Raw genomic sequence first — 16,828 nt, 5'->3', positions numbered from 1 at the left:
CAACCGTACGCGGGGAGGTTATTTTTTTCCTGCCAATTCGCTAAAAAAGATAAAAAATGGACTTTGACTACCTCAAGCAGATTGAATTATTAAGTGCCACCCTTTCATTGGACCCAACATGAATAACAATCCTTTTTCACGTTTTTTTGCTGCACTGGGCTCTGTCCTGTCATCACTCGTTGGTCGTATCAGCTGGAGTTCTCCGCCCTGGGTCCATGAATTAGGTCAGCGAGCCCGCCGAAAACCAGCGCAATTCGTGGGTGCGTTGGCTTCGGCCCTCATTCTGGTGGCGGCGCTCGCCTATGCGTATCAATGGTATAAAAACCGCCCGGTTCCTGAATGGATTACCGCCAAAATCACAGCGCCTGAACTAACGCCCGTAGCGGATGAATTAATTCCCGAACCGGTGATTTTTGATTTTGGTGTAAACCGTGATGGCGGGTTTATGAGCCAATCGGTAGCCCCTTTAAAGCGCATAGGCAAGGAGGTTACTGAAGGCATCACGCTGTCTCCCGAGATCCCGGGGGTTTGGAAATGGGAAAATGATCACCGTCTGATTTTTACCCCCAGCCAGGATTGGCCTGCGGGTCAAACCTATCAGGTCACGCTGGATAAAAGCGCTGTCGCTGACAGCAGCCGGATGGACACCCTGACCTATCGTTTTGCAACCCAACCGTTTAGCGTCAAAATCAGCCAATTGAAATTTTATCAGGATCCGGTGAAACCCAGTGTACGACAGATTGTCGCCACCGTGCGCTTTAATTACCCTGTGGATACGTCCAGTTTTGAAAACAACACCCGCTTGATCCTGGAAGCCATTAAAAAAGACAAACTGGATCTGGCCGCACAACAGTACAAATTCACGGTCACGTATGGCAAACACAACCGCGTGGCGTATTTGCGTTCAGAGACACTGCAACTGCCTGAAATCTCGCGTTATCTCGTACTGTCGATCGGTCCCGGGGTTAAATCAGCCAGTCAATCCAGTGAAACGACAGCGGCGATCAGCAGGAATGTGCTGCTTCCTGACATGGGCAGTTACTTTAAAGTGGTTAAAGTGGATGCCGCCATTGTACGTAACAGCAATGATCAACCGGAACAGGTTCTGAATCTGGAAACGTCCGTGGGTGTTAATGAGGCCGAGTTGAACAAATACCTGCATGTCTACCTGCTGCCGGAGGATTATCCCGCCACGCGTACACAAGGCGAGATTAAAAATTATCAGTGGCAGAATCCCGGGGAAGTCACCGCAAACATCCTGGCGCTGGCTACTCCGCTTAATAAAACAACCATTCCCGCTGCACATCATTTCTCGACTCTGCACAGCTATCAATTTACCGTGAATGAACCCCGTTACCTGTATGTCAAACTCAACAAAGGCATCAAGAGTTTTGGCGATTTCGTCTTAAGCAGTGACTACGCGGTGATTGTCAAAGTGCCGGAATTCCCGCGCGAAATCGGCTTTTTACATAAAGGGGCTCTGCTGGCCTTAAACAGCGAGCGAAAACTGTCAGTGACAGTGCGCGGGCTTTCTGCTGTTAAATTTGAAATTGCCCGGGTTATGCCGGATAACATCAATCAGTTGGTGACGCAGACACAAGGGGATTTTAATAACCCTTATTTCATCAATCAAAGCTTTAATCAGCAGAACATCAGTCAGCTTTTTTCTGAAATACGCCAGTTCGATAACTCGGATTTAAGCCGGCAGCAGTATACGGCGCTGGATTTGGGTAAGTACGTCAATACCGAGATCAACAGTCAGGGACCGCAGGGTTTATTCCTGCTCAAGGCCACAGGCTGGGATATGAACAACAATACCCCGCTTGACGTCAAAAACAGCCGCCTGATTTTGATGACGGATCTGGGCTTGATTGTGAAAGACAACAGCGACAAATCCCATGATGTGTTTGTGCAGTCGATTACCGAGGGTACTCCCGTGGTGAATGCCATGGTCGCGGTTTTGGGTAAAAACGGGTTGCCTGTCTTAACGCGTTTTACCGATGCGCAGGGTCGCGCCAATTTTCCACCCCTCAATGATTTTATCGAAGACAGGGAGCCCGTGGCTTATTTAGCCAGTTTCGGCAGCGATGTTTCGTTTATCCCCTACAATAATCCCGGCCGGCAATTGAATTATTCCCGTTATGATGTCGGAGGCGTTTACAATGCCGATGAGAAAAACCGTCTCAGTGCCTTCCTGTTTACGGATCGCGGCATTTATCGTCCGGGGGATGAGGCGCACATTGGCGTCATTGTCAAACAAACGTTCGCCAAACCTCAACCTGCGGGTTTACCCCTCCAGGCCACGGTCACTGATCCGCGTGGCACGACCGTTCTGGATAAAAAATTCACCCTGGATGCGTCAGGTTACATGAGTTTTGATGTCGCAACCAATGCTACCTCTCCCACGGGGCCGTATTATGTTAACCTCTACATCGTGAAGGATAACCAGGCTGACAGTTACTTAGGCTCGGTGAATTTCCGTGTGTCTGAGTTTCAGCCGGACCGCATGCGCATCACCTCGCAATGGTCGCAACCGCGCTCGGAAGGGTGGATGTCGCCTGCCGATTTAAGCGCTAAAGTGGGTCTTTGGAATCTGTACGGCGCTCCTGCGGCTGAGCGCAGCGTCAGCGCTAAAATTTTACTGACCCCGCAACGCGTGGCCTTTGATAAATACCCAGATTATGTGTTTGCCGATCCGCTGCTTGATCCTGATAAACCCGCTAAAGTGTTTACAGACAATTTGCCGGAGACCAAAACGGATGCGGAAGGCATGGCCGTATTCAATTTGGACCTTGAGCGATTTGACAAGGCAACTTATCAGTTGACCTTTTTTGCCGAGGGCTTTGAAGCCCAGGGTGGCCGAAGTGTCGCTACCCAATTGACGGCTTTGGTCAGTCCTCTAAGCTACCTTATCGGTTATAAACCGGATGGTGATTTAAAGTACATTAAGCAGAACAGTGCCCGACAAGTACAGTTTATCGCCATCGATCCCCAGTTAAAGCCCATGGCTGTCAACGATTTGAAACTGAACCTTTACTCCTTAAGGCCGGTTTCAACGCTGGTAAAGAAACCGGATGGCACTTACCAATACCAATCCATTGTTCAATCCACGCTGGTGAGCAGTCAGCCGCTTGGTATTGCTGAACAGGGCATTCAATACCCGCTGCCGACAAATCAAATCGGTGATTTTTCCGTCCGGGTGGTGGATAAAAACAATACCGAGCTGAGTCAATTCACATTCAGCGTTGTTGGCGAAAGCCAAATTCCTCTGGCAAAAAATGCCGAATTAACCGTCAAACTCAGCAAGGAAGAGTACAACGCGGATGAAGACATTGAGCTGCAGATTACCGCGCCCTATACAGGTGCCGGGTTAATCACCATTGAGCGGGATAAAGTTTATGCAACCCAGTGGTTTAAAACGGAGACGACCAGTTCGGTCCAGACGATTCACATTCCTGCCGATTTTGAGGGCAACGGCTATGTGAATGTCGCCTTTGTCCGGGATTGGAATTCGCCAGAAATTTTTATCAGTCCTTTAAGTTACAGCGTGATTCCCTTTAAGGTCAGCCATGACAATCATGCGGTAAAAATTGCACTCAACACGCCGCAACTGGCAAGACCCGGTGAACCGTTTACCATTGAATACCAGACGGACAAGCCTGGGAAAATCATCGTGTATGCCGTCGATGAAGGCATTCTGCAGGTGGCTAACTATCAGGTACCCGATCCGTTAAGCTTCTTTTTCCAGAAAAGAGCACTCGAAGTGTTGACGCAACAAACGGTCGATCAGATTCTGCCTAAATTTGTTCAGGAGCGCGAGTTATCGACGGTGGGCGGCGATGGCGGCGAAGAGTTTCTGGCGAATCACTTAAACCCATTCAAGCGCAAAACCGATTTACCCGTGGTGTATTGGTCAGGGATTATGGACGCAGACCAAACCCTGAGGCAGGTCCAATACCAGGTGCCGGATTATTTCAGCGGCACTTTAAGAGTCATGGCGGTTGCCGTGGCTGAGGATGCTGTGGGTGGGGCGACCAAAGAATCGCAGGTGCGCGGGCATTTTGTTATCAATCCCAATGTGCCCACGTTTGTGGCTCCCGGGGATGAGTTTGAGGTGACGGCGAGCATTGCCAATAACATCAAAGACTCAGGGGAGGCGGCTGCCATTGATGTCGTGCTGACGGCTTCTCCCGGATTGGAGATTATTGGGGATGCCAAGACCACGCTGACCATTGGTGAAGGCAAGGAAAAGACGGTCAGTTATAAATTACGGGCAAAATCCGTACTTGGTTCGGCCTCGGTGACTTTCGTAACCAGTGCAGGGGATAAGTCCAGCAAAATGGCGGCTACCTTAAGTATCAGGCCCCCTACGGCTTTCCTCACCTCGGTTACCAGCGGCAGCGCCACCAGCGAAACCAAAAGCCTGGCCCTGGATAGAAATCTGTATCCCGAATACAGGCATGTCGAGGCCGCCATGTCCAGTAGCCCGCTGATTCTCGTCACGGGTCTCGAACGCTATTTAAATGATTATCCCTATGGGTGTACGGAACAATTGACGAGTAAGGCCCTGCCTTTACTGGCCATGGGTAAGCAGCCCTGGTTTAACAGCAGCGCCGCCTCCATTACCGATCGCTTGACAACAACCTTCCAGATGCTTGGTCAACGTCAGATGACCAGCGGTGGTTTTAGTTACTGGCCAGGAATGATAGCCAATGACAGCGATCGCTTTGTTTCTGTCTATGCCATGCACTTTATTACGGAAGCGAAAGCGCAGGGTTATAACATTCCTAATGAACTGTATTATGCGGGTATGGCCTTTTTAAAAGAACTGGCCGCACAAAATCCCCGAAATCTCGAAGACGCGAGGTTACAGGCCTATGCCATTTATCTGTTAACCCGCAATGAAGTCGTTACGACCAATTATTTAACCAACCTGCAACTTTATCTGGAAAAAGAGCAGGTGAAAGTCTGGCGTGAGGACATTCTCGGGGCTTACATTGCTGCCAGTTATCAATTGCTGAAAAGCGAGGATGAAGCGCAGCAATTGATCGGACGCTACAAGGCACCTGTCGATGCTTCATCCGCTGATTTTTACAGCAAATCGATTGCCAATGCCCAATACCTTTATTTAGTCGCGAGCCATTTTCCGGACAGGCTAGGAAAAATGACTGACCAGTACGTTATCCCACTGGTGTCGGCGATGAATAATGGCGAAATCAACACGTTGCTCGCCGGTTATTCCAGTTTGGCGCTGGGCGCCTACGCACAGGCCGTGGAAGCAGATGGTTCGGGAAGCTTCTCAATGACTGAAACCCTGGCGGACAATACCTCCAAAGCATTACCCGCCAGCAATCCTGTTTTCCAGAAGGCGTTATTGGAAAGCGGGGTTAAGGAAATTACCTTTAATAATCCAGGAAAGCAGTCTATTTTTTATCAACTGATTCAGGCGGGCTTTGATCAACAGGCACCCACGGAGGCCTTGAAGCAAGGGATAGAAATTGACCGTGAATACCGTAATCTGGATGGCGATGTCATCGATGCCATTGCCCTGGGCAAGGAGATGGAAGTCCATATTCAAGTCAGGGCATTGGATGATCGGTACTTGAATAACGTCGCCATTGTCGATCTGTTGCCGGGCGGCTTTGAGGTCGTCAGGGATTCCGTGAATGCGAAATACCTTGATTATGCCGATGTGCGTGAAGACCGCGTCATCTTCTTCACCGGCCTTGGCTCTGAGGCGACTGAAATTGTTTATCGCATTAAAGCGATTAATAATGGGGAATACATCGTACCGCCCGTGTATGCCCAGGCCATGTATCAGCCCAATGTTCAGGCATACAGTGCCGCTGGCAAGTTAAGCGTCACCGCAGAGGAGTAATCCTTGAAAAATCAGGATTTTGGGGGAGTAAAATAGCGTACGCAACGCACTCTCTCAAAATCATCTTCGCCCGAATCATGGTGATCCTGGTCTGAAAAATAAAGATCCCAGGCACTGTATTCGGGGTAACCTGCAAATTCGCTTGAACTCCAGTAATAATCCTTCGCAAAACCACCGATTTCCTTGTGATGCTTATAAAGGCAGTGCAGTTGCTTTTTAGCGGGCAGAAACCAGTCACGGTAACAGGGTTGACCGTCCTTGCAGGGAGTATTGCCTGCCGCATCGACTTCATAATCAAGACAGAGTTTCGCAGCGTAACTGGCGTCGTCCCCTAATTTTTCTCTAATGGCCTGGCTATTGCCCAAACCATCCGTTTCGCTTTGGGCTGAAGGACCAATGGCAATTCCCTGCCCACCCCAAGTAATGCCATCACTGTTGTCTTTGCTTGCGGCGATGAGGTTATAAAGATCCCCGTTGCTCTGCAGGCAGGCAACCACGCCGCCTTCAAACGCGCTGCCATAATGAAGCTTGTTTTCTGAGTTTGCAGCGAAGGCAGGCAGGTTGAGCAAGGCAATAAAACACACTGAGAGAGTGATTTGACTGGTCCCTTTCATTTCTCTTCCTTATTCGATGGCCAGGGTAACGCAGCAGTTTCTCTCAGTATAGTTAAGGGCAGATGATTCTGCTTATGGGTATTTCAACGGCTGATTTTCTGGCGGTGTGGGTGCTTGTTTTACAGGGCGCACGATAAAAAAGCCAGAGGAACGGGTGTCGGTCTGAAGGGGCTTACTATTCCCTGCCTGCGGCGGCTCAGGCGCATCGTCCAACGGGGGTGGGGCTATGAAGCTGTAGAGATCAACCTCGCCAGGCATGGCAGGAAAATGTTGGGCAACTTGCTGCAACAGTTCAGGACTCAGGTAGTCAGGGGATAAAATTTTAAGGCTCGTAAGAATGTCATACACATCGTTACTGACAATCTGAATGAAGCGATTTTGCGACAACGTTAAAGCCAGATGATAGGCTTCGTTGTGTTTATTGCATTTCAGGGGTATTTTGGTTTGTGTCAGGCGAAAATACACTTTAGACAAGGCTTCCGATTTGACTTCAAACGCTATTTTGACCCCCAGGCGCCCGGAAGTAATACGAACGGCAGAGACGCTGTATAAATTCGGTTGCTTTTCGGAGAAAGTCTGCATTTTGGGTCGGTTATCCGCTTTTTCAGCCGGGGTATTCGCCTCAAGCAGACTCAATCGGTTGGGGGTATTGTCCGCGGAAAAGGCTTTGGGTTTAGGTTTTTTCTTCTTAAAAAAGTCCAAAAATTTATCAAGTTTCAATTTCATGCAGCAGCCTGATGGGTTGAATTGGGTGACCAGCATTTTGCGAATAACGACGGCAGTTAGCAAGACGATTAAGCGTCAAATGAATTGAAACGAACTAAAATATTTTTTCAAAGGTAATTGCGGAACAAGTTGTACAAATTTAAAATAACCTCCAACCGAGTGACTCTGTTGTTCTCCACGTTCAAAATGAATAATCATTACCCAAGGATAATAAAATGACTACACGTAAAGGCAATGCAGCTTGTATTGGCTTGTTTCTCGTAAGCCTCCTTGCCAGTTTTAATTGCCAGGCCTGGTCAGCGGTAAGCGTTGGTGTGGGCTGGTATGGCGGCAATACCCATTATCACCCAGGTTATGGGCCGCGCGCCTATTATTACGGTCCAGGTCCTTATTGGGGACCTCCGGTGCCCAATGTGATTATCAATGTGCCCGTCGAGAATTATTATGTTCCACGCTGCCAGGAGTATGAGGTTTGCGATAATTATTATGATGAATGCTGGATAGAAAGGCGCTGCAACTAAGCCGCTGTCTTCTCAGACTGCAGGCGTTTGCCTGCAGGCAGCTTGTATGATTTTTAAACTTAACACTATTTTTTCACGTGGTTTTAAAAAATAATGTTATTTTTAAGTTAAAATAACGGGTATTGTTTCAAGCGGTTTTCCATTATGCCTTTTGCCCATGTGTTATTAGCCCTGGTTGTGGTGCTGGTGTGGGGTGTCAACTTCCTCTTTGTTAAATTTGCCCTGGATGAAATGTCCCCTTTGCTGCTTTGTGCTCTGCGCTTTGTGCTGGCAAGCCTGCCGGCTGTCTTTTTTATTAAACCGCCGAAGGTGCCTTTTACCTTGATTGCCTCCTATGGCCTGGTGATGTTTGCCCTGCAGTTTTCCTTATTGTTTTTGGGGATGCATGCCGGTATGACCCCTGGAATGGCCTCGTTGATCATTCAGGTGCAGGTTTTTTTCAGCCTGTTCTTTGCCGTGGTTTTTCTAAAAGAGCAGCCTCATCTGTTGCAGATCATGGGGGCCATCGTTTCATTTGCCGGCATCGGCCTTGTCGCCTTGCATCTGGATAGCCATATCACCTTAACCGGATTCCTGTTCATTCTTGCTGCCGCCGCTACCTGGGGGGTTGGCAATCTGATTACCAAAAAATTTCAAGGCGTCAATATGATGGCGGTGGTGGTTTGGGGCAGCTTTGTAGCCAGTATCCCCATGCTGCTGTTATCCCTCCTGCTTGAAGGACCGGCGAGTATGGTCTACACCTACCGCCATATCAACTGGCTGGGCATGGGTTCTCTGTTTTACATTGTGTACATCTCCACCTGGGTAGGCTATGGCGTATGGAACTGGTTAATCAGCCGTTATCCGGTGGGTATGGTTGTTCCCTATACGTTATTAGTACCCGTTGTGGGCGTTTTCAGTTCAATCATTGTATTAGGCGAGCCCTTTGAGCTTTGGAAAGTGGCAGCCGGTTTGCTGGTCATTTGCGGTTTAATGATTAATATTCTGAGTACGCGATTAGTCCGAGTCAAATTACAACCGGCGGCCTAGCCTGGAAAGGGATGGAAAAAGGTGGCCTCATGCTTGTTATAGAACAGATTTAAAACCCGCGAATTGGGAATGTTTTGCAATTCCTTAATGATTTGCAGATCCGTTTCACCCTGCAGTTTAATGGTAAAAATCAATTGCTTCGCTTTACCTGAAGCTATCCATTGTTTGATCAAACGCAAAGCCCGCTCGGGATAGCAGGCCACATCGGACAGTATCCAGTCATAAGACTCTACCAGTTTATCGGGATCGAGTGCGAAAGCACTTTGCTTTAGGAAATGAACGCGCGGTAAGCGTGCGATGGGGTCAGCCAAAGGCGCTTTGTCAACTGCGGTGACGCTGGCGCCGAAGCTGTGCATGACAAAAGTCCACCCACCGGGTGAGGCTCCCAAATCAAGGGCCTTTTCCCCGGTTTTGGGGTAATGGTTAAGCAGGGTCAGGGCTTCCCATAATTTTAAATAAGCTCGATTGGGTGGATTGACCTTGTCTTCAATGAATAAACATTCCCCGTCCGGCCATGGATTCGTTCGCTCAGTGCTGTACACCAGCGTGTTTTTATCGAGAAGGAAAAAAACATTCACCGGCGGCAGTTCATCTGTCAGGGGAAAATGACGCAGCAGCGAAGGTGTTTTTCGCAATTTTTCTTCGATTAGGCGACCGCGGCGAACATGCGTTAAGGGATGAAGGTACCAGAATTTGCCCGCGTTTTTTAATACCGCGGCTGCTTGTGAAATGGATTCAAATTCAACGAATTGGGGATTAAGCCAGCTGTCTTTTGCAAAACAAACAGTCTGCGAAGGATGCGGCGAGAAGAACAGGTCTCCAATCGTTAAGCTATCCTGGCCAAGTTCTTCTGCCAGCTCCTGGTGGTATTCGGGTTTGGCAAGATAAATTGCCGCGGCTTTCTTTAAGGCGTCCATATTAATCCGCATGCAGCCATAGCAACAGGATAATGCCTAAGAAGGCAAAATGCGTGTTACTGGCTGTGATTGAATTGAATTGCGGCGATTGCCAACTGGCGAACCATTCTCCGCCAATAGTCATAAACACCAGGGCAAAGAGCAATAAGAACAGCATCAGACCCAGAGTAGCGGTTGCTTTCGAGGCATTGAACACGGAGGAGTTCTGCTTCAGTTGACGCAATGCCTGGACGCTGCCCATCCAGCACAACAGAGCGATACAGCATTCCCACAGGATAATGATTAGAAAAGCAGAATGCACGAGAAAAGGATGTTGCATGGCCCGCGATCGCAGCGTGCTGGTAACAAAAATATCATCCATGGTCATGATTTTGGCGACATAAGACAGGTTCGATGAGTAATCAGCCATGTTTCCCCAGGCAATGAGCGTGGCGATGAGCGCAACGCTGACAACGAGTAGAATTTTAACGAAACGAATGGCAATGGGCATGTTCATTCAGTTCTCACGATGAATTAAGACTCGATCATGTCATCAAGGCTTTTTTGACGGTGTTTGTTTTTCCATTCGAGATCGATGGTGCCTTTTTGCAGAGAAGCGAGCGACTGATTAACGGCGACGCGATTATCAAAAACGAAACAACTCCCTTGCCATAAGGACTCTTGCTCGGGGATTTTTTCAAGGTAATTAAGGATTCCCCCTTCCAGGTGATACACTTTTTCAAAGCCGAGTTGTTTTAAGTAAGCGGTGGATTTTTCACAGCGTATGCCGCCGGTACAGAACATGGCTATTTTCTTGTCTTTATTTTCAAGCAGGTTTTTTTCAACATAGTCTGGAAAATCACGGAAATTAACTGTTTTAGGATTAATGGCCCGCTTAAACGTGCCTAATTCAATTTCATAGTCGTTGCGGGTGTCGATGACCAGCACGTTTTCATCGTCGATAAGGGCATTCCATTCTTCCGGTTTCACGTATTCACCAGCATTCGTTTGTGCATCGACGTTGGCCACGCCCATGGAAACAATTTCCTTGCGTAACTTGACTTTGGACTTATCGAAGGGATTACTGCTGTCGTAATTTTCCTTGAAATGGATGCCTTTAAATTCAGGGTAAGTACTGAGGTAGGCAATAAAATTATCCACTTGCTCCCGGGTGCCGCTGAAGCTGCCATTGATCCCTTCGTTTGCCAGGATGAGGGTGCCCTTGATGTCAAGTTCAATTAATTTCGAAAGAAGAATTTCACGCAATTGTTCGGGATTGGCAATGGGGGTGAATTTATAGAAAGCAATAATAACAAACGAATTCATAATCCTACCTGTTGGAGTTAAAGCAACGGATGCCGGCATATTACCATTTTGCCATTAAAAAAATCTGCCCCTGTTTCAGACGGGGGAGGCAAGAATGCTGTAAAATTATACAGTATTTCCCCTGGTTCAACCAGTGACCCATCTGGAATTTCACTGCTTCCTTTTTTTCGTTACAATCGTAAGTCCACGTTATGTTAACTGTTGCAGGTCCATTATGCCGTCATTTGATATTGTTTCCGAAATTAATGAAGTTGAGCTTAAAAATGCTGTCGATAATGCGGTACGGGAAATGGGAACGCGATTTGATTTTCGCGGGGTGGAGTCCAGCATTGAATTAAAAGAAATGACTGTCACATTAAAATCAGAATCTGATTTTCAGGTCAGACAACTTGAAGATTTATTTCGTAATCATTGCAGTAAACGCGGTGTCGATGCGTCCGGTGTTGACATGGAAGACAAACCGGTACACAGCGGGAAAACCTTCTCTCTGAATATGACGTTTAAACAGGGAATTGATCAGCCCATGGCTAAGGAAATCGTTAAAATCATTAAGGATAGTAAAGCAAAAGTACAAACGTCTATCCAGGGCGATAAGGTGCGGGTAACAGGGAAAAAACGCGATGATTTACAGGAAATAATTGCCTTATTGAAAAAATCAGACATTAAAATTCCGTTGCAGTTTGATAATTTTCGCGATTAAAATGGGGTAAAAATGACGATTTTTTTAATTGTTAATCCAAAAATTTTTGATAATAATTCTGCCAGAAAACTGGCAGAATTTTAAATGGATTAGCGATTAGCGTCGCATGGGATCATCACTGTTATTGCGACCCTGACTACTCTTTTCCTGGTTTTGAGTGTTGCCTTTACCCAGATTTTGGGATTGTGTGGATTGGCCTTGACCGCCTTTAACCGGTTGATTTTGTGCGGTTTTTTGATTAAAGCCCCCTTGATTTTGCCCTTGTCCCTGGGTTTGAGTCTGATTTTTCCCCGTATTGTTCTGGGGCGGGTTTTTCCCGGGTTGTTGATTATAGTCCATGATAATTCTCCTTATCATTGCTTGTCCAAAATTGAAGTAAGCTTACTAACCATAGAACATATAAAAGTATTATGCAAACTGCGCAAATTTTTATAAAAATTTTTTCAAAGATCAATCGGCTGATATTTAAAAATTTTCCATCAAATTTTCGATGTCTTTTAGTAATAAAATTGGAAATAGTTGTTATTCATTACTATACTTAAAATGTAGGTAGTAACGGAATGAAAATTTCGCTAGTTACCGACAGCAAATGACCACCCTCGGGTGGTTTTTGCTTTTTAGTCACAAGCAAAGGAGTCGTAAGATGTCAACATTTAAACATTCAGGGAAAGGAAAGAATAATCCGACAGCAATTCCCCTCACCAATGACGAAGATGAAGAGCGTCTGGAAAATGATCATGGCTTTCAGGGCCCTGCTCCCATTGATGAAGTCACGAAGCAACAACTGAAAAAAAATAAAAAAAATCAACCGGATAGTACAACCCGAGCCCCTTTTCAAAAGTAATTTTGTATAAATTATGCACAACATGGCTTAATGGTCTATTATATTAGACATATAGGTGATGACTGCCCTGGCTGAACCTAAATCAAATTTCGAATACGGAGATTGATTTTGAAGAGCGGTGTGCGTCCTTGTGAATTAAGGAAACCTAAAGTCCTTCATAGATCGCCACAGTGAGAGCAGTAGCGGCTCAGAACTCAGGAAAGTCGTTACCTGTATCGCGATGACCCTTTCTTCTTTTTTAAATTCCTATACCCTTTATTCTTTTATCATTGATAAGCAACGATGGCATGGATAGCGCTTTTTCTCGCAGGCTTTTTTGAAATTTTCTGGGCTGTTTGCCTAAAATACACGGAGGGTTTTTCGCGCTTATATCCTTCCCTGCTGACCGGTGCCGGTATGGCTGTCAGTTTTTTCTTTCTATCCTATGCCCTTAAATCACTTCCCCTGGGAACAGCTTATGCGGTTTGGACTGGGATCGGTTCGGTTGGCACAGTTATTTATGGTATTTATTTTTTTGGTGAATCAACGTCGCTGCTGCGCCTCACCTGCATCAGTTTGATTTGTCTCTCCATCATTGGCTTGAATTTAAGTGAAAAGTAAAGTCACAATTTGTTAATAATTTGTTCTTGTCGTATACTTTATACACGTCTATTGACAAGGACAACGTTATGAAAAAACTAATTCTATTAAGCAGTCTTTCTTTGTCCGCCTTCATGCTTTCCAGTTGCACGGTGACCAGCACCACCTATTCACCCGGGTACAACAGCGATTATGTCTACTCCGTGGGTTATTATGGGTATAGACCCTATTGGGGAAGCTATTACAGTTCCTATTATCCTGGAGTGACCTGGAGAAACAGCTATTGGTATGGTAATCGCTCACTTTATGGCGGTTATTATGGCAGTTCTTATGGTGTCGGTTTATTTGGCCGCAGGTGGTGATGCCTGCGGCAGCAACAGCCGCTAGAAGCCGTGAAGAGAAACAGACGGCTTGACTTGATTATAGTGATTCCTTAACGTGTCGGCGACATGGTGAGATAAGGCGCCGGCAATGTTTTTTGATTCAATGGTCATCGCAATGGATTGAACCATCTCATCAAGAATTCTCTGCATTGTCTGGGGAGCGAGTACTTCCAGTTGCAGGCCGATGTCTTCAATCGCCTGAATAAAAGCGCTTCTCGGATCCTGGTGTTGATTCCCTTTCATGGCAAACAGGCGATTATCCCGTACTTCGGGGAAACGCTGAATTTGCTTTTGGTTGGCTCTGGCCACTCCATGGTTTGGATCGATGGACAAGGTCGCGGTATACAGATCATTGGCCATCAGCATGCGATTTTTAAATTTAACCCGGCAATTTTTATAGAAATAATCTCCTGCTACCGACAGAATATTGGCAAAAAATTTCTCATTTTTTGCATGATCGGTGATGGCCCTCATGGCGGCTACAACCTGCATTGTTCCTGTACTTTCTACAGAAGGCTGAAAAAATAACCATGGTTTAGGATTATTAAGCAGCGGCGATGTGCCTGCTGCCAACTGGCTGGCTGCCGCAGCCGGCATGGTTGCAGAAAAGAAGTTGGGCATGACGTTTGAGTCATCCTCCATTGGCCGTTCCTCGAATCCAGAGTCATCCATCCGATCGGGATCGAGGTAATCATCGGCACGATCAAAGGCGTCTGGCGTAGAAAATGATCCTCTGTAGCGATTAATCAGTGCCTTGGCATCGTCCACCACGATCAGGTCATTGGCAGAAGAATCGAACCCATCAATAAGGCGTTGACAGCGGGCCATAAACAGTTCGCAATCGTCTTTTTGCAATTCAAAGGCGGCCAGTGCGCGATAATAACACACTTCCAGTTCCAGTGTGGCTGGTAATACTGTGACAAGCAGCTGGCTGCTTTCAGTGTAAGAAAGCATCTCGTTCATGGTTTCAGGGTTTGCATCCAGCTTAAAGAGTGACTCCAATGTATTTAAATAGCTTAAGTGCTGGTCTACTGAACTTAAGCCTGCCTGACGACGGTATTGAATGGCTTCTCTTATCCAGGATTTGCCGGCCTGCAGCAGAGCTAATCGAGCGGGTGGTTCTTGATTATCCTGTAAATCAAACAGTTCATCGCTGATTTTTTCGCAGGTTTCCGAAGCCAGAACCAAGAGATTGTTAATGAATGCCTGATCGCATTTGACGTGACTATGATTCCTGATTCGTTCAAAGACCTGGATAATCTCAGGGATTTTTCCCCGGATTTGCTGCCAGAGCATCTCCGTTTCCTGCTGTGAAAAACGATCGTCATCAATAGCAGTCTGGATGATCATGCATTGCGTGTGGGCAATTTCAACATTGACATAGCACACGGCATCATAAAATGCAGAAGGGGGATGAAAATGAGGTTGGGCCGCGTACCGGTTGAGGGTTTCGAGTGCGCGGTAATAATGGGTAAGTGCTGCATGGTAATCACCGCTGACGTAAGCTTCATCGGCTTTAACCTGATCCGGGGTGCCAAAATAATAAACCATAATGATGCTCTGCCTGAAAAATAAAAGAGGCTAGGCTAACACATGAATTTTTTTTGTTCAATAGGATCAAAAAATTGTTAATAATAAACAAGTTAGCGATAAAAAGAGAAGTAATTAAAGGAAGGGGGTGCGGGAAAATGCCCGCACCAGGCCCCATTACTCTTTGGCGCGAGAAACGTATTCGCCTTTACGGGTATCCACTTTAATCAGCTCACCGGTTTGGACAAACAGTGGGACACGCACCACAGCGCCGGTTTCCAGCGTCGCGGGTTTACCGCCGCCGCCAGACGTATCGCCTTTTAAGCCAGGGTCGGTTTCGGTGATGGCCAGGATAACAAAGTTCGGGGGCGTGACCTGAATGGGTTCGTTATTCCACAGGGTCACAATGCAGATATCCTGTTCTTTTAACCATTGGGCGGAGTCCGCGAGAGTTTCGGTACTGATGGCGTATTGTTCAAAATTGTCAGGAACCATGAAGTGCCATTGTTCGCCATCATTATAAAGGTATTGCATTTCCACATCGGTGACATCGGCAGAGGATAAAGTCTCGTTTGATTTCAAGGTACGCTCGACGACGCGGCCGGTTTTTAAATTGCGGATTTTGATGCGGGTAAAAGCCTGGCCTTTGCCGGGTTTGACGAACTCGCACTCAACAATGTTACAGGGCGCGCCGTCCACCATGACCTTCAAACCATTTTTTAAATCATTACTGCCGTAAATAGCCATTCGTTCTCCACAGTTGAGATTTTGTCGTAATTTCGCTAAAGTTCACGCAGTTTACCAATTTTGTACAATTAATGCGAGATGCTTCTGTGAGCTGGCAAAAAATTCTGGCACAAGGTTTTGCCACAAAAGAGGCGTTGCTGGATTACCTTTCCCTGCCTCATACACTGGGCAGTGATGGGGCGGAACAGCAATTCAAGACTCGTGTTCCGCGCGGTTTTGCCAGACGGATGCAGGCGGGAAATCCAACCGATCCCTTGCTGCTTCAGGTATTGGCTGTGGACCAGGAGTTGCATGAGACCGAGGGCTACAGCGTTGATCCGCTGGCGGAGGCGGCAGCCAATCCGCTTCAGGGTTTAATTCATAAATACCAGGGCCGCGTGCTGTTAACATTAACCGGTGCGTGTGCTGTCAATTGCCGCTATTGTTTTCGTCGTCATTTCCCCTATCAGGATAACAATCCGGGCCGCGAAGGCTGGCGGCGTGTCATCGACTATATCCGTGAGGATTCAGCCATTCATGAAGTGATATTGAGCGGCGGTGATCCGTTCATGGCGTCGGATTTGGTAATGGGCGAATTGATTAAAGCTCTGGGTGAAATAAACCACGTACGCACGGTGCGGTTTCATACCCGCATCCCTGTCGTCCTGCCGGAGCGCATCAATGCGGCGTTATTGGAACAACTGACGGCGTCACGCTTACGCAAAGTCATTGTCATTCACTGCAACCATCCCCAGGAGATAGACGAAACCGTTGCTAAAGCCTGCCTTGCCCTGCACCAGGCCGGTTGCCAGTTGCTCAATCAATCGGTTCTGCTCAAGGGCATTAATGATCGGCCTGACGTCCTTGCCGCATTGAGCGAACGCTTGTTCGACTGTCAAGTTCTGCCTTATTACCTGCACGTGCTCGATAAGATCAAGGGAGGGGCGCATTTCGACATGCCGGATGACGAAGCCCTTGCCATTTATCGTCAATTGCAAGCGATGCTTCCAGGTTACCTGGTTCCGCGTCTGGCGAGAGAAGAGGCAGGGAAAAAACACAAGACCCTGCTGGTGTAA

The 16,828-nt window shown here is 47.1% G+C and carries 16 protein-coding genes; 8 read left to right on the top strand and 8 right to left on the bottom strand.

What is annotated here, in order from left to right:
- The first annotated feature begins 118 nt into the window (after positions 1–118).
- The gene (locus tag Lrub_RS12860; protein ID WP_058532507.1) at positions 119–5,878 is read left to right on the top strand and encodes an alpha-2-macroglobulin; all 5,760 of its coding nucleotides are present in this window, start codon (positions 119–121) and stop codon (positions 5,876–5,878) included.
- An 11-nt stretch (positions 5,879–5,889) separates the two neighbouring features.
- Here the strand turns inward: Lrub_RS12860 and Lrub_RS12855 are convergent, their stop codons facing one another.
- Both Lrub_RS12855 and Lrub_RS12850 read right to left on the bottom strand, forming a co-directional pair.
- Complete coding sequence (locus Lrub_RS12855) at positions 5,890–6,492, bottom strand: Lcl C-terminal domain-containing protein (protein ID WP_058532506.1); 603 nt, start codon at positions 6,490–6,492, stop codon at positions 5,890–5,892.
- A 72-nt stretch (positions 6,493–6,564) separates the two neighbouring features.
- Positions 6,565–7,218 (bottom strand): hypothetical protein, encoded by a 654-nt coding sequence (locus Lrub_RS12850; RefSeq protein WP_058532505.1) that lies wholly within the window; start codon positions 7,216–7,218, stop codon positions 6,565–6,567.
- 215 nt (positions 7,219–7,433) lie between these two features.
- Between Lrub_RS12850 and Lrub_RS12845 the strand changes: the two genes are divergently transcribed.
- Positions 7,434–7,739: a hypothetical protein gene (locus Lrub_RS12845; RefSeq protein WP_058532504.1), complete on the top strand. Its 306-nt coding sequence runs from the start codon at positions 7,434–7,436 to the stop codon at positions 7,737–7,739.
- A gap of 144 nt (positions 7,740–7,883) precedes the next feature.
- A complete protein-coding gene (locus tag Lrub_RS12840) occupies positions 7,884–8,768 on the top strand; it encodes an EamA family transporter (RefSeq protein WP_058532503.1) in 885 nt (294 codons plus the stop codon).
- Here Lrub_RS12840 and Lrub_RS12835 read toward each other — a convergent pair.
- From Lrub_RS12835 to trhO, 3 genes are read right to left on the bottom strand one after another with little or no spacing between them, the layout of a single operon-like run.
- On the bottom strand, positions 8,765–9,685 hold the full coding sequence (locus Lrub_RS12835) for an SAM-dependent methyltransferase (RefSeq protein ID WP_058532502.1): 921 nt from the start codon (positions 9,683–9,685) through the stop codon (positions 8,765–8,767). The two genes, Lrub_RS12840 and Lrub_RS12835, sit on opposite strands and share 4 nt — an antisense overlap.
- A gap of 1 nt (position 9,686) precedes the next feature.
- Positions 9,687–10,181, bottom strand: coding sequence for a DUF2165 domain-containing protein (locus Lrub_RS12830; protein WP_058532501.1), 495 nt, complete (start codon positions 10,179–10,181; stop codon positions 9,687–9,689).
- Between the two features lie 17 nt (positions 10,182–10,198).
- A complete protein-coding gene (gene trhO, locus Lrub_RS12825; RefSeq protein ID WP_058532500.1) occupies positions 10,199–10,990 on the bottom strand; it encodes an oxygen-dependent tRNA uridine(34) hydroxylase TrhO in 792 nt (263 codons plus the stop codon).
- Between the two features lie 214 nt (positions 10,991–11,204).
- Between trhO and Lrub_RS12820 the strand changes: the two genes are divergently transcribed.
- A complete protein-coding gene (locus Lrub_RS12820; protein WP_058532499.1) occupies positions 11,205–11,690 on the top strand; it encodes a YajQ family cyclic di-GMP-binding protein in 486 nt (161 codons plus the stop codon).
- Between the two features lie 96 nt (positions 11,691–11,786).
- Here Lrub_RS12820 and Lrub_RS12815 read toward each other — a convergent pair whose 3' ends face one another.
- A complete protein-coding gene (locus Lrub_RS12815; protein ID WP_058532498.1) occupies positions 11,787–12,029 on the bottom strand; it encodes a hypothetical protein in 243 nt (80 codons plus the stop codon).
- Positions 12,030–12,333: 304 nt separating this feature from the next.
- On the opposite strand from Lrub_RS12815, the gene Lrub_RS12810 reads away from it, so the two are divergent.
- The 3 genes from Lrub_RS12810 to Lrub_RS14670 all read left to right on the top strand — a co-directional run bounded on the left by Lrub_RS12810 (position 12,334) and on the right by Lrub_RS14670 (position 13,475).
- Entirely contained in the window at positions 12,334–12,534 is a 201-nt protein-coding gene (locus tag Lrub_RS12810; protein WP_058532497.1) for a hypothetical protein, read from the top strand.
- Between the two features lie 282 nt (positions 12,535–12,816).
- Positions 12,817–13,134 (top strand): quaternary ammonium compound efflux SMR transporter SugE, encoded by a 318-nt coding sequence (gene sugE / locus Lrub_RS12805; protein WP_058532496.1) that lies wholly within the window; start codon positions 12,817–12,819, stop codon positions 13,132–13,134.
- A 68-nt stretch (positions 13,135–13,202) separates the two neighbouring features.
- Positions 13,203–13,475, top strand: coding sequence for a hypothetical protein (locus tag Lrub_RS14670; protein WP_082651515.1), 273 nt, complete (start codon positions 13,203–13,205; stop codon positions 13,473–13,475).
- Between the two features lie 21 nt (positions 13,476–13,496).
- On the opposite strand, the gene Lrub_RS12800 is transcribed toward Lrub_RS14670, so the two are convergent.
- Entirely contained in the window at positions 13,497–15,047 is a 1,551-nt protein-coding gene (locus Lrub_RS12800; RefSeq protein ID WP_058532495.1) for a hypothetical protein, read from the bottom strand.
- A 156-nt stretch (positions 15,048–15,203) separates the two neighbouring features.
- Positions 15,204–15,773: an elongation factor P gene (efp, locus tag Lrub_RS12795; RefSeq protein WP_058532494.1), complete on the bottom strand. Its 570-nt coding sequence runs from the start codon at positions 15,771–15,773 to the stop codon at positions 15,204–15,206.
- A gap of 71 nt (positions 15,774–15,844) precedes the next feature.
- Here efp and epmB point away from each other — a divergent pair, with 71 nt between their 5' ends.
- Entirely contained in the window at positions 15,845–16,828 is a 984-nt protein-coding gene (epmB, locus tag Lrub_RS12790; protein ID WP_058532493.1) for an EF-P beta-lysylation protein EpmB, read from the top strand.

It is taken from the genome of Legionella rubrilucens, from assembly GCF_001468125.1.
In the GTDB taxonomy this organism is placed as follows: domain Bacteria; phylum Pseudomonadota; class Gammaproteobacteria; order Legionellales; family Legionellaceae; genus Legionella_C; species Legionella_C rubrilucens.
The sequence above is the reverse complement of the archived record's forward strand: the minus strand, read 5'-3'. Positions and strand labels throughout refer to the sequence as shown.

Excerpts from the sequence above, each read along its gene's own strand:
- Lrub_RS12860 (WP_058532507.1), top strand. The coding sequence starts at position 119 with ATGAATAACAATCCTTTTTCACGTTTTTTTGCTGCACTGGGCTCTGTC.
- Lrub_RS12855 (WP_058532506.1), bottom strand. The coding sequence starts at position 6,492 with ATGAAAGGGACCAGTCAAATCACTCTCTCAGTGTGTTTTATTGCCTTG.
- Lrub_RS12850 (WP_058532505.1), bottom strand. The coding sequence starts at position 7,218 with ATGAAATTGAAACTTGATAAATTTTTGGACTTTTTTAAGAAGAAAAAA.
- Lrub_RS12845 (WP_058532504.1), top strand. The coding sequence starts at position 7,434 with ATGACTACACGTAAAGGCAATGCAGCTTGTATTGGCTTGTTTCTCGTA.
- Lrub_RS12840 (WP_058532503.1), top strand. The coding sequence starts at position 7,884 with ATGCCTTTTGCCCATGTGTTATTAGCCCTGGTTGTGGTGCTGGTGTGG.
- Lrub_RS12835 (WP_058532502.1), bottom strand. The coding sequence starts at position 9,685 with ATGGACGCCTTAAAGAAAGCCGCGGCAATTTATCTTGCCAAACCCGAA.
- Lrub_RS12830 (WP_058532501.1), bottom strand. The coding sequence starts at position 10,181 with ATGAACATGCCCATTGCCATTCGTTTCGTTAAAATTCTACTCGTTGTC.
- trhO (WP_058532500.1), bottom strand. The coding sequence starts at position 10,990 with ATGAATTCGTTTGTTATTATTGCTTTCTATAAATTCACCCCCATTGCC.
- Lrub_RS12820 (WP_058532499.1), top strand. The coding sequence starts at position 11,205 with ATGCCGTCATTTGATATTGTTTCCGAAATTAATGAAGTTGAGCTTAAA.
- Lrub_RS12815 (WP_058532498.1), bottom strand. The coding sequence starts at position 12,029 with ATGGACTATAATCAACAACCCGGGAAAAACCCGCCCCAGAACAATACG.
- Lrub_RS12810 (WP_058532497.1), top strand. The coding sequence starts at position 12,334 with ATGTCAACATTTAAACATTCAGGGAAAGGAAAGAATAATCCGACAGCA.
- sugE (WP_058532496.1), top strand. The coding sequence starts at position 12,817 with ATGGCATGGATAGCGCTTTTTCTCGCAGGCTTTTTTGAAATTTTCTGG.
- Lrub_RS14670 (WP_082651515.1), top strand. The coding sequence starts at position 13,203 with ATGAAAAAACTAATTCTATTAAGCAGTCTTTCTTTGTCCGCCTTCATG.
- Lrub_RS12800 (WP_058532495.1), bottom strand. The coding sequence starts at position 15,047 with ATGGTTTATTATTTTGGCACCCCGGATCAGGTTAAAGCCGATGAAGCT.
- efp (WP_058532494.1), bottom strand. The coding sequence starts at position 15,773 with ATGGCTATTTACGGCAGTAATGATTTAAAAAATGGTTTGAAGGTCATG.
- epmB (WP_058532493.1), top strand. The coding sequence starts at position 15,845 with ATGCGAGATGCTTCTGTGAGCTGGCAAAAAATTCTGGCACAAGGTTTT.